Raw genomic sequence first — 16,527 nt, 5'->3', positions numbered from 1 at the left:
CCGTGCTTGTCGCCGAGCACCTGAATTTCGATGTGGCGCGGATCGGTGATGAACTTCTCGATGAAGACGCGGTCATCGCCGAAGGACGAGGCTGCTTCCGACTTGGCACGGGCGAAGCCCTCGGCCACTTCTTCCGCCGAATAGGCGATGCGCATGCCCTTGCCGCCACCACCGGCGGAAGCCTTGATCATCACCGGGTAGCCGATCTCGTTGGCGATCTGCACCGCCTGTTCCGGCCCCTCGATGACGCCGAGATAACCTGGCACCGTGGAGACCTTTGCGGCAGCGGCCGCCTTCTTCGACTCGATCTTGTCGCCCATGGCGGCAATCGCGCCGGGGTTGGGACCGATGAACACGATCCCCGCCTCGGCAAGCGCCTTGGGAAAGGCCTCTCGCTCGGAGAGGAAGCCGTAGCCGGGGTGGACCGCCTGGGCACCAGTCGTCTTGCAGGCCTCGATGATCTTCTCGATCACCAGGTAGGATTGGGCGGCAGCGGCGGGACCGATATGGACGGCCTCATCGGCCATTTCCACGTGGAGCGCATCCTTGTCGGCATCGGAATAGACAGCGACCGTTTTGATGCCCATTCGTCGGGCGGTCTTGATCACACGGCACGCAATCTCGCCACGGTTCGCAATCAGGATCTTGTCGAACATTTTTTGGTCTTTGTCGTTGGCTCTCCAACCTTGCTCCGTCGGAGAGCGTTCCTTGGAAAAGCGGGAGCTAGATGGTGCGGGCGATGATCCTGGTCAGAGCCGTTGTCAAGGCGATCTTGAGAGCTTCGGCGGGAAGGAAGATCAAGAAACCTGCAAACAGAGCTTTCTCGAAGCCGATCAGGGTTGCGAGCCACACTGTGCCAAGAACCATAATGATGGCCTCACCGAGGAGCAGGACTCCGAAAGCGGAGAGCACTGAGCGCATTGCTCCACGCTCGCTCAGAGACCCCACGACCCAGGTCGCGAGAACGAAGCCAGCAAGGTAGCCGGCCGTTGGGCCGTTGAATGACGCGATACCTCCGCCGTTCTGGAACACCGGAAGTCCGATTGCCCCTTCGAAGAGATACGCCAAAACGGTCGCCGCCCCAAGACGACTGCCATAGACCGTTGCGAGAGCGAGTACCATGAAAGACTGCATGGACATCTTCACGGGCCAGAACGGCACCTGGACATGGGCTGAGATCGCCAGCAGCAACGTTCCAAGAAAAACCAGTGCCGCAAAGCGCAAGCGAGCATTGCTCGGAGTTTGCGCCCAGAATCTATCAGCGAGCGTTTGGGCTGGCGCCTGAGTTGCAATCATAGAGTCCTCCTTAATTCTTCAGGGCACAAGGTCCATATGGTCCAAGTAGTTTCGCCTTTAACGCGGGGGTCGAGAGACCAGATCTGCCACATAGTCTGAGTGCTTCAGAAGATGTTCAGCGTCAGGATCAAGGCTGCTAATGGCCCACAGTAGCTGCGAGATCTCGTCGAGGAGCTCATGCGCGTGACGTGAGTTCGCTTCGGCATCAACAACTTGATTGAGAAGCTGAGCGACATCATCGATCCGCTTCACGTCTGGCGTCCGTGAGATGACGGTCACAGGCGGCTCTCCTTACAATGGGATATTGTCGTGCTTCTTCCAGGGCCGCTCGGTCTCCTTGTGGCGGAGCATGGCGAGCGCCCGCGCGATCCGCCGCCGTGTCGAATGCGGCATGATCACCTCGTCGATGTAGCCACGCTCGGCGGCGACGAAGGGCGACATGAACCGATCCTCGTATTCCTTGGTGCGGGCGGCGATCTTCTCCTGGTCGCCGAGGTCCTGGCGGAAGATGATCTCCACTGCGCCCTTGGCGCCCATCACCGCGATCTGCGCGGTCGGCCAAGCGTAATTGACATCGCCGCCGATATGCTTGGAGGCCATCACGTCATAGGCGCCGCCAAAGGCCTTGCGCGTGATCACCGTCACCAGCGGCACGGTGGCCTCGGAATAGGCGAACAGCAGCTTTGCGCCGTGCTTGATGAGGCCGCCATATTCCTGCGCCGTGCCCGGCAGGAAGCCCGGCACGTCCTCGAAGGTGACGATCGGGATATTGAAGGCATCGCAGAAGCGCACAAAGCGCGCGGCCTTGCGGGACGCGTCGGAATCGAGCACGCCCGCGAGCACCATCGGCTGGTTGGCGACGAAGCCCACCGTGCGGCCCTCGATGCGGGCAAAGCCTGTGATGATGTTCTTGGCGTAGGATTCCTGGATCTCGAAGAAATCGCCCTCGTCCACGACCTTCAGGATCAGCTCCTTCATATCATAGGGCTTGTTCGGGTTGTCCGGGATCAGTGTGTCGAGGCTGTCATCCGTGCGGCTCGGATCGTCGAAGCTCGGGATTTCCGGCACGCCATCCATGTTGTTGGCGGGCAGGAAATCGATGAGCCGGCGCACCTGCAGCAGCGCCTCCACGTCGTTGTCGTAGGCGCCATCCGCCACCGAGGACTTGGTGGTGTGAACCTTCGCACCACCGAGTTCCTCCGAGGTCACGGTTTCGTTGGTGACGGTCTTCACCACGTCGGGGCCGGTGACGAACATGTAGGAGCGGTCGCGCACCATGAAGATGAAGTCAGTCATGGCGGGCGAATAGACGTCGCCGCCCGCGCAGGGTCCCATGATCACCGAGATCTGCGGAATCACCCCTGAGGCGATCACATTGCGTTTGAACACCTCGCCATAGCCGCCGAGCGCCGCCACACCCTCCTGGATGCGCGCGCCACCCGCATCGAACAGGCCGACAATGGGGGCGCGCATCTTCAGCGCCATGTCCTGGATCTTGGTGATCTTCTGGGCGTGGGCCTCGGAGAGCGAACCGCCGAACACCGTGAAGTCCTTGGCGAAGACGAAGACGGTGCGGCCGTTCACCGTGCCCCAGCCGGTGACGACGCCGTCGCCGGGGATCTTTACTTTCTCCATGCCGAAATCGGTGGAGCGGTGCTCGACGAACATGTCGAACTCCTCGAACGAGCCCTTGTCGAGCAGGAGCTCGATGCGCTCACGCGCCGTGAGCTTGCCGCGGGCATGCTGCGCCTCGATGCGCTTTTCGCCGCCCCCGAGGCGGGCCTGGGCCCTGCCCTTCTCGAGGCGCTCCAGAACGTGTCGCATGGACGTGTTGACCTTACGCTGATGGGTTGGAGAGAGCGCTGTTTAGTTCAGGAAGGATTGTGAAGAGATCGCCGACGAGGCCGTAATCGGCGACCTGGAAGATCGGCGCCTCCTCGTCCTTGTTGATCGCCACGATCACCTTGGAATCCTTCATACCGGCCAGATGCTGAATGGCCCCTGAAATCCCGACCGCGATGTAGAGATCGGGCGCCACCACCTTACCGGTCTGTCCCACCTGCCAGTCATTGGGCGCATAGCCCGCATCCACCGCCGCGCGCGAGGCGCCCATGGCGGCGCCGAGCTTGTCGGCGATCGGCTCGATATAGGTCTTGAAGTTCTCGGCCGAGCCGAGCGAGCGCCCGCCCGAGATGATGATCCGCGCCGAGGTGAGTTCGGGCCGATCGGATTTGGCGATCTCCTCGCCCTTGAAGCTCGACACCTGAGGATCGGCGGCGGCATTCACATTCTCGATGGCCGCCAAGCCGCCTTCGCCCGCCGCCGGGAAGGCGGCGGTGCGCACGGTGATCACCTTCTTCGGATCCGTGGCCTGCACCGTCTGGATCGCGTTGCCGGCATAGATCGGCCGCTCGAAGGTATCGGGCGAGACAACCTTGGTGATGTCGGAGACCTGCATCACGTCGAGCAGCGCCGCGACACGCGGCATGATGTTCTTGCCGTTCGAGGTCGAGGGCGCCACCAGCGCATCATAGGAGCCCGCGAGCGACACGATCAGCGCGGCGGTGGGCTCGGCCAGCATGTGCTCGTAAGCGGGAGCGTCGGCCAGCAGCACCTTCTCCACGCCATCGAGTTTCGCGGCAGCCTCGGCCGCCGCACGGGCATTGGCGCCGGCGACCAGCACATGCACGGGAGCCCCCAGAGCCTTGGCGGCCGAGAGAGCCTTGTGGGTGGCGTCCTTCAGGTGAGCGTTGTCGTGCTCGGCAATCAGCAACGTGGTCATTGTTGTTCTTCTCCCTTAGAGCACGCCGGCTTCAGTCTTCAGCTTCGAGACGAGTTCGGCGACGGAAGCCACCTTCACACCGGCCTTGCGGCCGCCCGGCTCGGCGGTCTTGAGCACCTTCAGGCGCGGCGCCACGTCGACGCCGAGTGCCTCGGGCGAGGTCTCGTCGAGCGGCTTCTTCTTGGCCTTCATGATGTTGGGGAGCGAGGCATAGCGCGGCTCGTTGAGGCGCAGGTCCGTGGTGACGATGGCCGGCAGCTTCAGGCCCACCGTCTGCAGGCCGCCATCGACCTCGCGGGTGACATCCACCGCGCCCTCGCCGACATTGACCTTGAAGGCGAAGGTGCCCTGCGGCCAGCCCAGGAGGGCGGCGAGCATCTGGCCGGTCTGGTTGGAATCGTCGTCGATGGCCTGCTTGCCCATGATCACGAGATCGGGCTGTTCCTGCGCGATCACGCCCTTGAGGATCTTGGCCACGGCGAGCGGCTCGACAGCCGCATCGGTCTTGACCAGGAGGCCGCGGTCGGCGCCCATGGCCAGCGCCGTGCGAATGGTCTCGCCCGCCTGCTGCGGCCCGATGGAGACGGCGACGATCTCGGTGGCCTTGCCCTGCTCTTTGAGGCGCACGGCCTCCTCGACGGCGATCTCGTCGAAGGGGTTCATCGACATCTTGACGTTGGCGAGCTCAACGCCCGACCCGTCCGGACGCACCCGGATCTTCACGTTGAAGTCAACTACCCGCTTCACAGAGACGAGAACTTTCATCAATGCACCCACAATCTCTAGTGGACTCAATCCTCATCATGAGCGACGAGCCCTATTTGAAGGAACCAACCAAAACTTACGTGAGCATAGACCGAGGTCTTCAACTATGCTCCCAATCTAGATGGTCACGCTGATCAATGCGTGTCATCCAGCACTCCGCCGACCGCCGAGGAAAGACGTCGCCGATGCCGTTTACCTGTCTAGTTGACTTGTGCCTGCCTCGCGCTGTTCAGTGACAGGCCTCGGTCACAAAATTTATGGCGTACCCAAACCGACCGCTCCACTGGCGATTATGCGTTCGATGCTCATCTGATCATAACCTAGCTCGACGAGAATCTCTTTTGTGTGATAACCCGGCTGTGCCGGTGCGGACCGGATTGAAGAGGGGGTTTCAGAGAAGCGCGGAGCCGGTGCTATTTGGTGTACTCCGAACCGATCGACGACGAGCTCTCGGGCGCGAACTTGCGGCTCATCAACAATCTCGGCCATCTCTAAGACTGGCGTGACGCAAACATCCTTGCCGTCGAAAAGATCGAGCCAATAAACCCGCGGCTTCTCGCCAAACGCAGACGCCAGCGCCTGTGTCACTGAAGCATTGTTACGACCATTGTCCAGATCGTCCAAAAGATGGGCCAAATTGAGTTCGCTCAGAAGCGTCTCGCAAAAGCGCTTTTCAAGTGCCGCGACAGCGAGGTAGCGACCGTCCGAGCAGCGGTAGCATCGATAATTGGGTAGCCCTCCTCCAAGCGTAGATCGCCAATTGCTCACTCGGCCGATTCCGTTCAGTGGAGCAGAGAAGAGGTCCGCGAGGGTAAGAAGGGCGCCGTCAAGCATGCCAACGTCTATTTCCTGGCCCTGACCGGTCCTTGCGCGCGCCGCTAGCGCTGCAAGAATTCCGATAACCGCAAGATATCCGCCGCCAGCATAATCTGCTAAGATATTCTGTGGCTGTAAGGGTTCTCCGTTGCTATCGCGCATGAGCTCGAGTGCCCCGGATAAAGCCACATAGTTTAGATCATGCCCCGCACTTTGCGCCCGCGGTCCATCGCTTCCATAGCCACTGATATAGCACGTAATGAGTCCAGGATTAGCGACCTTCAGGCTAGCATGGTCAAGACCAAATTTCGCAAGCTTCCCCGGCCTCATCTCGACCACCATAGCATCACATTGGAGTGCAAGCTGTCGGCAGACTTCGCGACCACTCTCCGTCTTAAGATCCAGGGCAATGGAACGTTTGTTGCGCATCAAGGTGTCTTTGGAGCTGAATCGAATACCGAAAAGTGGGTCGTCCAGCACTTGCTGGAAGTAGCTCGGACCGGATGATGCGGCTGGGTGGACGACGTGAGTTACTTCCGCGCCAAGATCACCAAGGATCATCGTCGCAAACGGCCCCGGCGCATGTTGCGAAAGATCCAGGATTTTCAGCCTGTGAAGTGGAGGTAGTGACATATCCATTCATCCATAATGCATATAGACCCATGAGGTCCAAGGGCGGCGACATAGCCGCTCATCAAGACTTCGCAATTCCACGGCGGGAAATGGCAGCTGCCGCCTAGCGGCCCTTCCAGACCGGATTGCGTCTCTCAGCAAAGGCACGCGCGCCTTCGCGTTGATCTTCGGAGCCATAGAGCACTTCTACAGACTCAAGCTGGCTTTTAATTACGCGGTTCATTGCATCCAAGAATTTCATGTCCTCCGTCTCGCGTACAGCCTCCTTGATCGCCGCGTAAACAAGTGGGCGGCCTGCGGCGAGCAACTCTGCCATTTTGCGGGTCTTGTCCACCAGCTCCGCCATCGGATAGATATGATTGAATAAACCCCAGTGTTTCGCTTCGGCGGCATCCATCCATCGCCCCGTGAAAAGCATTTCCATAGCAACGTAATACGGGATGCGCCTGGGCAGCTTAATGCATGCTGCATCCGCAAGATTGCCCGAGTGGATTTCCGGCAGTGCGAAGGTGGCATTATCCGCTGCAAGGATAATGTCAGCGGACAACGCAAGCTCAAGGCCGCCACCACAACAGATGCCGTTGATCGCGGCGATGACAGGCTTGTTAAGACCGCGCAGTTCCTGCATTCTACCGAATCCGCCTTTGCCATAGTCTCCATCGACTGTATCCCGCTCGGCTCCGGCCTTCAGATCCCATCCCGCGCAAAAGAACTTCGCTCCGGCACGTGTGATGATAGCCACCCCCAACGTCGGGTCGTCGCGAAACTCCGTGAAGACGTCACCCATGATCCGGCTCGTTGCCCAGTCGATTGCGTTCGCCTTCGGTAGATCGAGAGTAACTTCTAGAATGCCACCGTCTTTCTTAACTCTGATTGGAGTGCCGCTCATTCGAGCCTTCTATACCTATAGCGCCCAAACACGTGATGTGTCGCCGACTGTCATACATTGCTCCGCATAGTTTATTTCATGCATTGAGGCGCCGCCACAGCTTTGTGATATTGCCACGAGCCGCGCGAACGCATGGCCAATTGGCAACTCGTTCATAGTGCCAATCGCACCGTGCAGCTGAATCGCGTCCTTTCCTACTCGTCGACCTTGTCGGCCAACATACGAAAACGCGGCTCGGACAGCTTGACGTGTCTCAGCGGTTCGTCCCAAGCGATCAAATGTATCAGCTGCTTGGAATACGAGTGACCCGGCCAACTGCGAAAGCGCATACATCTCGACGACCTTGTGACGAACCACCTGGAAGCCAGAGATTTTCTGCCCGAACTGCATTCGCGTCTCAGTATATTCACGGGTCGCGTTGACCAGAAACTCCATCAAGCCCACCGCTTCGGCCGAAAAAGCTAGGCACGCGGCCAGCTCAAGTTCTTCTACGACATCTTGAGCGGCCTCACCGACAGCAAGGCAAGCGTCACCACTGATCTCTAACGCATCGAACACGACACTGGCAGCTCCTACCCCGTCCAACGTCGAATACGAGTTCAGATTCAGGAGCGGCAATTCCTTCGGGAGGCGAAAGACAGCCGGAATGGTCCCTGTTCCATCAAACGCCTTCACGATAATCGTGCTCGTGTCGGAACAACAGCTTATAAATGGTTTCGCGCCGCGCAAGGTGTAGCCGTGGGTTGACTTTTCGAATCTCAGCGGGTCTGCAGCATCATCCTGCAGCACGTAAGCGAGTTTGGCTTTTCCCTCTGCGATTTGTTCCAGCATATGCGGATCTTTTAGGAACGTTCTGGCGCCGAGGATCGCGGCTTGCGCGAACGGTATACCAACATGCGCCCTCCCCAGCTCACGCATTAGAAGGCAGCCGTCAACGATTGAACCACCAAACCCGCTAAGGTCCATTGGTATCATCACGGCCAACCATCCCATTTCCGCGATGTCCGTCCACACTTTCCCAGAGTCAATCCGCGGCGACGCCAGATCGGTGCTCTTGGCGAAATATCGGCGCGCGGAATCTCTGAGCAGAGTCTGCTCTTCAGTCAGCGTAAAATCCATCTCAAGTCCTCAGGCCAAGCGCAGTCCGCGCAATCAGTTCTTTTTGAATCTCGGTCGAACCAGCGTAGATGGTCGTGACTCGGTATCGATGAAAGGCTCTGCCGGCGAAGCCACCCTCGACGGGGCGACACGCCCCCGGTTGTGCATCTTCGATTGGCAAGCCTGCCTGCGCCTGCTCACCATATGCGTCCATGAGAAGCTCGAGCAGATCTTGCTGAAGTTCTGTGCCGATCCATTTAAGCAGTGATGGTTCGGCGCCAGTTAACTCTTCTTGTGGAGTCCCAAGTACATAGCGGCACTCTGTTGCAGCGAGAGCTCGCAATTCGATCTCAAGACGTGCAAAGCGAGCTCTCAGCCCCTGTACGTGCGCGGTATATCCACTTTTCTCTTCGAGAGCGGCAATTCGATTGCGAATACGTCCGAGCGTAGCGAGTGAGCGAGGAACTTCAGCTGTGTCGAAGCGTTCCACACTGAGAAGGAACTTCGCCACTTGCCAGCCATTTCCTTCTTCTCCGATGAGATTGGCCGCGGGCACTCGCACCTGGTCGAAAAATATCTCGTTGCATTCGTGCGTACCTTCGTAGTTCGGCAGCGGTCGAACTGTGATACCAGGAGACTTCATATCGACAACGAGCGCCGTAATGCCTTCTTGCTTGCGCCCGGTCGAACTGGTTCGGAAAAGCCCAAACATTAGGTCTGCATGGTGGGCATCGCTGATCCAGGTTTTTGATCCCGTGATCTCGTACCCGTCTTCTGTCTTCTTAGCCGGACATGTCATTGCAGCAAGATCAGAACCGGCGTTTGGTTCTGAGAAAGCTTGGCACCAGAATGTTCGCCCCGCGGTGATATCGGGTAGATACCTGGTAATTTGCTCCGGTGTCCCGAATCGTACTAACGTAGGAGCAACCATCTTAAGACCGTAAAGAGGAGGTCGGGGCGCGTCTGCACGACCTAGCTCACGCAAAAAGACGAAATACTCCTCATCCGTCCATCCGGGTCCACCGCTCTCGGGTGGGAGGCCCACGCCGCCCCAGCCAAGGGAATCGAGTTTTGACTGCCAGGCCGCCTGGTCAGCGCGCGTGAGGTCTATCCGCTCGTCGGCAACCTGAGAGCGGATATGGGGCGGGAGCGCATCAGCAAGCGTTTGCGCCACTTGCGCCCTGAACGCTTCGACACGCTCGTCAAAAACAAACGATATGGCCATGTAGGGCCTCCTCACCCGGAGATAACGTTTCCATTGTTCACACCCGTTACATCGTTATCGAGCCGTAACGATCCGGGCGTCGACCGCGACACAGCGGCGCGGGCCAACGATGAGCGGGTTGACTTCGGCTTCGATCACGTTGTAGTGGTTCGACATGAAGTGTGATATCGCCTCGACTGCCCGTGCAATACCGTGGACGTCGAGCGGCGAACCCCCACGAAAGCCTGCAAACAGCGGCGCGACGCGCAAGGTGGCCAACATGCGCCGGGCGATATTCTCGTCCACGGGCGCAAGCGACACGGCCCTGTCGCGCCAGATTTCGGTCTTCGTTCCACCGGCAGCCACCACAACCGTAGGGCCGAACGCCGGATCACGGATTCCTCCGATCAGTAGTTCTACACCGTCTCGCTCCACGATCATCTCCTCGATGCTGAAGCCCGTCGGCTTAAGCCGGCTGGTAAGCGTTTCAATCTTCGCTCGCAGAGACGCCTCGTCCTGAACACCTATTACGACTGCACCAGAATCGCTCTTGTGTAAGCTGCCCAATGCCTTCAGCACCACGGGATATCCAATAGTGCTCGCAGCAACGGCTGCCTCGTCGGCGTTGCAGGCGTGGATTGCTTGTGTGAATGCAATGCCGCTAGCAGCAAGCGCGTTCCTGCTTGCCAAGTAGTCCGTATCGCCGACGTACTCCCTGGTGGCACCGATCATCGGCAGTTTCCGCGTCGGATGGCGCAATCTGCCCAAAGCCAGGCACCGGGCCGCCTCGGTCGGAAAATCAAACACAGGCACCCGGTCCGCTGCGAACGCTACCATTGCCGGCTCGTCTGTAATCATTGTTGCGATGGACAGCGCGACCCCGGAACCGTTACAAGCCCCGCGGATGTTAGCGGCCACCGCAGCCTCTGCTTCGGCGATCGCACCGGCCACGTTGTTAAATGCGCCGTTGAGTAGGATTCCGTCAACTTCGCCGGACGATGCTATAGCTTTGATCACCGGCTGAAAGACAGCGAGATCAAGCGCGCCAACCAGATCAACAGGATTGCCCACCGATGAGCCCGAAGAAGTAATGTCCGCAAGTTGAGCAGCAAGTTCGATGGAGAATGCCGGTACTTCCAGTCCCTCGGCTACGGCTGCATCTGTTCCGAGTGTTGCTGAGCCGCCTCCATCTGCAACCACGGCCACTCGCCGACCATGGGCTCGAGCGGGTGCATTTAGGCCGCGAAGCGCGAGGACAAGATCGCCGACTCCCCGCACGCGGAGAACGTCAAGCTCAGCGCAGGTGCTGGCGAGAACGTCCTCATTGGAAACCATCGAGCCGGTATGGGAGGCGACACTCCGGCCGACCGCCTCACTGGCGCGGGGCGCCACGAGAATAACTTCCTTCCCGAGCGTCCGCGCATATTCAATTGCTTCGAACATGCGGCGACCCTCTCGGAACTCCTCGACGTAGGCGGTGATCACGCGCGTGTTGGGGTCAATCGCAAAGGACTCGATGAATTCTGCGACGGTAAGGTCGGCTTGGTTTCCGACTGAGACCGCCCGAGAGATACCCAGGTTCTCGCGTGGCAGCCGAAGACCAAGTTCTACGATTAATCCTCCGCTCTGCGAGATAACCCCTATATCACCCGGTGATAGCGTCCAGAATGCTGTGCACGCGAGATCGGCAGCCGCATCGTACAGACCAACGCAATTCGGACCAACAAGGCGCGCACCGGCCGCACGGACGCGATCACGAAGCTGCTTTTCCAAGAGGCGTCCTTCTTCGCCGGTCTCACTGAAGCCCGCAGTAACACAGACAAAGTAGCGGGTTCCAATCTCGAGCGCCTCATCTATCACGCGCTGCACCTGCGCAGCGGGAACGCAAATGACAGCTAGCTCAGGTGCCTCGGGAAGGGCATGTAGAGAGGTGTAGGATCGACATCCGTGAATTACCTCGCCGCGTTGATTGACAAGATCAACACGGCGCTTCGACGCACCGCCAAGTAGTTGACGAGCATACTCGAAACCCCATTTACCTGGCGTTGACGACGCACCGACGACAGCAACAGAACGGGGGTTGAACAATCCGCTTAATGGTGAGGATAGCCTGTAGCCTTCAGTGTTCATTCTCGCCTCGCGAATTGCTTTCGATGAGCAGCGTGTCACGGCCCGTCTGAACCGTTTCACCCGTCTGCTTTGTGACCACCACGTCGAGCGTCACCACGCCGGTGTCTGGCCGGCTCTTTGATCGGCGTGCTTCGATCACCTCGTACGTGACCGTTATCGTGTCTCCTGGAAACACGGGTGCGACGAAGCGGCGCTGGGTTTCCATGAAGCCAATCATTGCGTAATCATCGAGGCGACTACGCAATCCGGAGACGATGGATGCAATCAGCATTCCATGAGCTATACGCCGCTTATGAATTGTGGAAGCAGCAAAGACGTCGTCGATGTGAAGGCGGTTGAAATCGCCGCTTATCCCGGCGAACGCGACAATGTCAGCATCGAAAACCGTACGGCTTGACGATGTGAATTTCTCGCCTACTGCGATATCGTCGAACGCGATCATTTCGCCAACCTCATGTCAGCGAGTTTGAAGACAGGAATTTTCGTGCCAGGGGAAATCTCAGCAAAAGTTGCCGTCACCGCCTGGCCAATCCGAACTTCAGTCGGCTGGCAGTCCACGATATGACCAGTCATGCATACGCCCTCGTCGAGTCTTACGACCGCGAACGCATAGGGCGCCGGAATCGCAGGGTAGAAGGAACGATGAACCACTGAGACGCTTTCGATGATGCCCGTCCCGGCGACCGCCTCAAATCCCGGAGCGGCATCCTGCTTCATCGGGTCATCGAGTGCGTGGCCGCGCGGGTAGCTCTGCCAGCGGCCGTTGGCTGTTTTTTGCACAACAAGGCGGTCTTCAGAAGCGGCCTCCCAGAAAACTTTGTCATGGGCACAAGGAATTGGGATCGGTCTGTCCATTGTTTGTCTCCTTAGGAACGCGCAAGCAGCATGGTGGATGCGGCGGAGAAAAAGCCGCCGATGCCGTGGGCGAGCGAGATCTCACAATCTGCCACCTGATAGCCAGGAGACTCGCCCCAAAGCTGACGAAGCGCCTCAATGAGGACGAATACACCGCGTTTTCCGGGGTGGTTCGAAGAAAGTCCTCCTCCGTCCGTGTTGATCGGGATTGATCCGCTGGCCGCTATCGCACCGCTGGCGACGAAAGCGCCGCCCTCACCCTTCTTGCAGAAGCCGAGGTCTTCGAGCCCGATGAGCGGTGTGATCGAGAAGGCATCATAAAATTGCGCTACGTCCACGTCCGCTGGTTTTAGACCAGCCGCAGCGAAGGCGCGGCGACCGGATTCGCGCCCAGGCGAAACCGAGAAATCGGCCACTTGATTAACGTGGACGCAGGTGATGGCCTCGCCGTATCCTAGCATCTGAATTGGCTTCTTGCGCAAGTCATTTGCGCGATCGCGCCTGGTCAGTACGACTGCACCACCGCTGTCAGTCACCACGCAGCAGTCAAGCTTGTGGAAGGGACTTGAGATCATTGGCGATGCAAGAATATCCGAAACTGATATTGGATCCCTCATGAGGGCAGATGGGTTGCGGACGGCATTTGCCCGGATTGCTACGGGAACAGAGGCTAGCTGTTCCGGAGTCGTTCCGAACTGATACATGTGGCGAGCCGCAAAAAGGCCATAAGCTGTGATGTTGGAAATACCATACGGCATTTCCAGCGCACCCGGTCCTACGGGCCAGCTCATGGGATTGGTGGGGCCTAGCGGAAACCACCGCGGGCAAGCGGCATAGGCAACCACGACGGTGTCAGCCATGCCGCAAGCGATTGCCGCCGCAGCACGGGCGGTCTGTACCATCGCACTACAGCCGCCGACGTCGGTAGAATCGACGAATCGGGGAGAAATTCCTAGATATTCGGCGATTTCGATCACGTCTTCGGTACTACCACCTTCACCGACGTCGCCGGCCGTGACGCACAGGCCATCCACATCGGCAAAGGTCAATCCGGCGTGATCGAGTGCCCCGGCGACGACTTCGTGGAAGATTTGGAAGGGATGGATATCGTTCGCCTTCCGGCGAGGTGATTCATATGCGCCAACGATTGCGGCACGGGACAGCAGATTCATGTCCATAACGGTCCCCTTAGCCGGCGCCCACGAGGTCAGCACCATCGGCTTCGATGAGCTGGCCGGAAACGATTGCATTCGCATCGGACACGAGGAAGCACACCAGAGCAGCGATTTCCTCTGGTTCTGCGAAACGTCCGAAGCGAGACTTCGAGAGCCACACTGCTTTGTCGGTCTCTGGAACGGTCGCGAGAATCGGAGTATTCACGTTGTGGGGTGCGACGGCATTGACGAGAATTTTGTTCTTAGCCCCCTCAATGGCCAGTGTGCGCGTGAGGCCGATCACGCCCGCTTTGGCGGATGAATAGTTTGCCTGACCGAATCCACCCCGGTGGGCCGAGGAAGAAATATTGACAATCCGGCCCCAGCCTTTGGATTTCATGCCTGGGAAGACCGTCTGGGACCCCAGCCATGCGCCACGAAGATTCACGTTGATGACGAGATCCCAATCGTCATCTGTCATCTTGAGAAGCGAACGGTCGCGAATGACACCGGCGTTGTTGATGAGGATGTCAACAGTCCCGAACTCACGGGACACGAGCTCCGTCGCGGCCAACCAAGCCGCTCGGTCGGCCACATCGAGGGGCACATAAATAGCCCGTGCACCAGTGTGCCGGATTGCGGCCGCTGCCTTCTCGCCCGCCTCGGCATTGACGTCGGCGAGCCCGACGGCGTCCCCTCGTGCGGCGAGGGCCTGCGCGACGGCGAGGCCGATGCCGCTCGCACCACCAGTGACGATTGATACGTGTTGAGCCATTGTTAAATCTTCTCCTTGAAGGCTTGTGTTGAAACGATTGCCGCTTTGGCGTTCTCGCGCCTGCGATCTGGGCCAGCGTGGAGGGCGTTTCGTGCCCAACGGGTGAGCCCCTCGACAATCTGGACGAGCACCACGTAGAGGACGGCTGCGGCCAGCAGGGGCGTGAGATTGTCGGAGTAAATGTTGCCGACATACTGGGCCTCGCCGAGCAGGTCTCGTACGGTCACGACGCTCGCGATGGCGGAGGCCTTGATAGTAAAGATCGCCTCATTGCCGATTTGGGACAGACAATTGCGCAGAGCAATCGGCAGGGTGATGCGCGAGATCACCTGACGGGATGTGAAGCCGATCGCGAATCCCGCCTCCATCTGCCCCTTCTTGACTGTCAGGATGCCACCGCGGATCGCTTCTGCGAGGTAGGCAGCGTTGTTCAGGGTGAAGGCCAGGACACAGGTTCCGAACGCCGAGCTGAACACGAGGTCCCACAAGGGGCTGGCTCGCAGGAAAGAAAGCTGCGGTGCGCCATAGTACAGGAAGTAAAGAAGGATTAGGAGCGGAATGCCCCGGAACAGGAAAATGTAGGTGACGGAGACCGACGCAGCCACGGCGCCGCCATAGACCTTCATCAGCGCGAGCGCAGTTCCGAGGATGAATGCGAACGTCATCGAAAGCACGGTGAGCAGGATCGTGGTCTGAAGGCCCCGCAGGATGGCGAGCCACAGGGTGTCGGAGAAAAGGAGCGGCGTGGTCACTGGGATCAAGCTCCCTGCGTCGTGCGGAACGTGCGCTCTAGCCTGGTCTGGAGCACAGCTGCCCCGGCGGTGACTACCAAGAAGCAGGCTGCGGCAATCGCATAGGATGCGAACGGCTCCCGCGTGCTGCCGGCGACGATTTTTGCCCGGCGCGTCACCTCCTCCAGCCCGATCACCGACGCGAGCGCGGAAATCTTCAGCATGACCAGAAAGAGGTTGCCTAGTCCCGGGATCGCCGCCTGCAGCGTCAGCGGGATCGTCACGCGGGTCATGACCTTGCGGCGAGAAAGGCCAAGCGCATGAGCGGCTTCGAAGAGGCCTGGATTTAGGCTTCGATGCGCGTCACTGAAGATCTCGGCGCAATAAGCACCGAATTGCACCCCGATCGCGACAGTGACTGCGAGAAATGGCGAAATCGAAACCGGCCTGAAGCCGAAGCTCGCCGCAGCCTTGCGCAGGGCGATCTCACAGCCGAAGTAGACGATGAAGATACACAGCAGCTCCGGGAGGCTGCGAAAGATCGTGACATAGACCCGGACAATCCGGTTCGCCGCTGGGTGGCCGGTGGTCACCCAGAGCGTCGCCGCCAGTCCGATCGCCACGGCACATGCGAAAGTCGTCACCGACGTTAGGATCGTCACAGCCAATCCGCCAACGATGTACGGCAAAAACGGGAGTGTGGCGTCCATGTCGACGCATCCTTGTTAGCTTGCTAGAGGCCAGGCTCGTGCGAGCAAGACGCTCGCACGACGGGTCACAAGGTGATCATCGGGCAGGCAAAGCCTTGCCGAACCACTTCGTGCTGATCTCGGCGAGCTTGCCGCTCGTGATCATGCTATCAATGGCCTTGTTTACGCCCTCAGCGAGGCTCGTATCGGCCTTGCGCACCACAAGACCTTTGCCCTGCCCCATGTAGACAGGATCGGTGATCGGGCTGCCGGCAACCTTGTAGGTATTGGGTTTTGCCTGGATGTAAGACACGAGCAATTGCGGCTCCTCACCTAGAACGGCGTCGACTCGGCCAGCATCTAGATCGAGCACTGCTGCATCCATGCTGTCATAAGTCTTGACAGTCGTTCCGCTCCCCAGCTTTTCACGCATGTACTTTTCGAAGACGGAGCCGCCGACTGTGCCGACAGTCTTACCCTTCAGGGAAGCTGGCGAGCCCTCGATTGTCGACTTCGCTGGAACTATGAATGCCAGAGGACCGCGCAGGTAGGGGCCGGGCATCAAATAATTCTGCTTACGCTCGTCGGTGATGTTTATACCGGCAGCGATCACGTCGATCTTACCGGCTTCGAGAGCCGCGAAAATTCCGTCATAGGGGACGTTCTGGAGATCACATTGCGCCTTCAGTTGGACACAGATCTCATTGATG

At 59.1% G+C, this 16,527-nt stretch carries 17 protein-coding genes; all 17 read right to left on the bottom strand.

Features of this window, described 5'->3' with window-relative positions; translation table 11 throughout:
• Window positions 1-656 (bottom strand): biotin carboxylase N-terminal domain-containing protein (locus AA309_RS00090; protein ID WP_047186944.1); only part of this gene is annotated, 656 nt, incomplete at its 3' end.
• Window positions 657-723: 67 nt separating this feature from the next.
• Window positions 724-1,296: a biotin transporter BioY gene (locus AA309_RS00085; RefSeq protein WP_052954404.1), complete on the bottom strand. Its 573-nt coding sequence runs from the start codon at window positions 1,294-1,296 to the stop codon at window positions 724-726.
• A gap of 291 nt (window positions 1,297-1,587) precedes the next feature.
• Window positions 1,588-3,120, bottom strand: a complete 1,533-nt coding sequence (locus tag AA309_RS00075) for an acyl-CoA carboxylase subunit beta (RefSeq protein WP_047186942.1) — start codon at window positions 3,118-3,120, stop codon at window positions 1,588-1,590.
• A gap of 13 nt (window positions 3,121-3,133) precedes the next feature.
• Window positions 3,134-4,078 carry an electron transfer flavoprotein subunit alpha/FixB family protein gene (locus AA309_RS00070; protein WP_047186941.1) on the bottom strand — a complete coding sequence of 315 codons (945 nt, stop codon included), beginning with the start codon at window positions 4,076-4,078 and terminating at the stop codon, window positions 3,134-3,136.
• Window positions 4,079-4,093: 15 nt separating this feature from the next.
• The gene (locus AA309_RS00065; protein ID WP_047186940.1) at window positions 4,094-4,843 is read right to left on the bottom strand and encodes an electron transfer flavoprotein subunit beta/FixA family protein; all 750 of its coding nucleotides are present in this window, start codon (window positions 4,841-4,843) and stop codon (window positions 4,094-4,096) included.
• A gap of 255 nt (window positions 4,844-5,098) precedes the next feature.
• Window positions 5,099-6,298 (bottom strand): CaiB/BaiF CoA transferase family protein, encoded by a 1,200-nt coding sequence (locus AA309_RS00060; protein ID WP_047186939.1) that lies wholly within the window; start codon window positions 6,296-6,298, stop codon window positions 5,099-5,101.
• Window positions 6,299-6,395: 97 nt separating this feature from the next.
• The gene (locus AA309_RS00055) at window positions 6,396-7,181 is read right to left on the bottom strand and encodes a carnitinyl-CoA dehydratase (protein ID WP_047186938.1); all 786 of its coding nucleotides are present in this window, start codon (window positions 7,179-7,181) and stop codon (window positions 6,396-6,398) included.
• Between the two features lie 15 nt (window positions 7,182-7,196).
• Window positions 7,197-8,300, bottom strand: a complete 1,104-nt coding sequence (locus AA309_RS31550; protein WP_052954402.1) for an acyl-CoA dehydrogenase family protein — start codon at window positions 8,298-8,300, stop codon at window positions 7,197-7,199.
• 1 nt (window position 8,301) lies between these two features.
• Entirely contained in the window at window positions 8,302-9,504 is a 1,203-nt protein-coding gene (locus AA309_RS00045; RefSeq protein ID WP_047186937.1) for an acyl-CoA dehydrogenase family protein, read from the bottom strand.
• Between the two features lie 54 nt (window positions 9,505-9,558).
• A complete protein-coding gene (locus tag AA309_RS00040; protein WP_084730783.1) occupies window positions 9,559-11,613 on the bottom strand; it encodes an acetate--CoA ligase family protein in 2,055 nt (684 codons plus the stop codon).
• A complete protein-coding gene (locus AA309_RS00035) occupies window positions 11,603-12,055 on the bottom strand; it encodes a MaoC family dehydratase (RefSeq protein WP_047186935.1) in 453 nt (150 codons plus the stop codon). The genes AA309_RS00040 and AA309_RS00035 overlap by 11 nt, the downstream gene beginning before the upstream one ends.
• Window positions 12,052-12,468: a Zn-ribbon domain-containing OB-fold protein gene (locus AA309_RS00030; protein ID WP_047186934.1), complete on the bottom strand. Its 417-nt coding sequence runs from the start codon at window positions 12,466-12,468 to the stop codon at window positions 12,052-12,054. The genes AA309_RS00035 and AA309_RS00030 overlap by 4 nt, the downstream gene beginning before the upstream one ends.
• Before the next feature lie 11 nt (window positions 12,469-12,479).
• Window positions 12,480-13,646, bottom strand: a complete 1,167-nt coding sequence (locus tag AA309_RS00025) for a thiolase C-terminal domain-containing protein (protein ID WP_200901909.1) — start codon at window positions 13,644-13,646, stop codon at window positions 12,480-12,482.
• A gap of 10 nt (window positions 13,647-13,656) precedes the next feature.
• Window positions 13,657-14,397 (bottom strand): SDR family oxidoreductase, encoded by a 741-nt coding sequence (locus AA309_RS00020; protein ID WP_047186933.1) that lies wholly within the window; start codon window positions 14,395-14,397, stop codon window positions 13,657-13,659.
• 2 nt (window positions 14,398-14,399) lie between these two features.
• Complete coding sequence (locus tag AA309_RS00015; protein WP_052954401.1) at window positions 14,400-15,149, bottom strand: amino acid ABC transporter permease; 750 nt, start codon at window positions 15,147-15,149, stop codon at window positions 14,400-14,402.
• Window positions 15,150-15,154: 5 nt separating this feature from the next.
• On the bottom strand, window positions 15,155-15,838 hold the full coding sequence (locus AA309_RS00010; RefSeq protein ID WP_052954400.1) for an amino acid ABC transporter permease: 684 nt from the start codon (window positions 15,836-15,838) through the stop codon (window positions 15,155-15,157).
• 76 nt (window positions 15,839-15,914) lie between these two features.
• On the bottom strand, window positions 15,915-16,527 hold a 613-nt coding region (locus AA309_RS00005; RefSeq protein ID WP_047186932.1), incomplete at its 5' end, for a transporter substrate-binding domain-containing protein.

Source organism: Microvirga vignae, assembly GCF_001017175.1.
GTDB classification, from domain to species: Bacteria; Pseudomonadota; Alphaproteobacteria; order Rhizobiales; family Beijerinckiaceae; genus Microvirga; species Microvirga vignae.
This window is presented reverse-complemented; position numbering and strand designations above follow the sequence as displayed.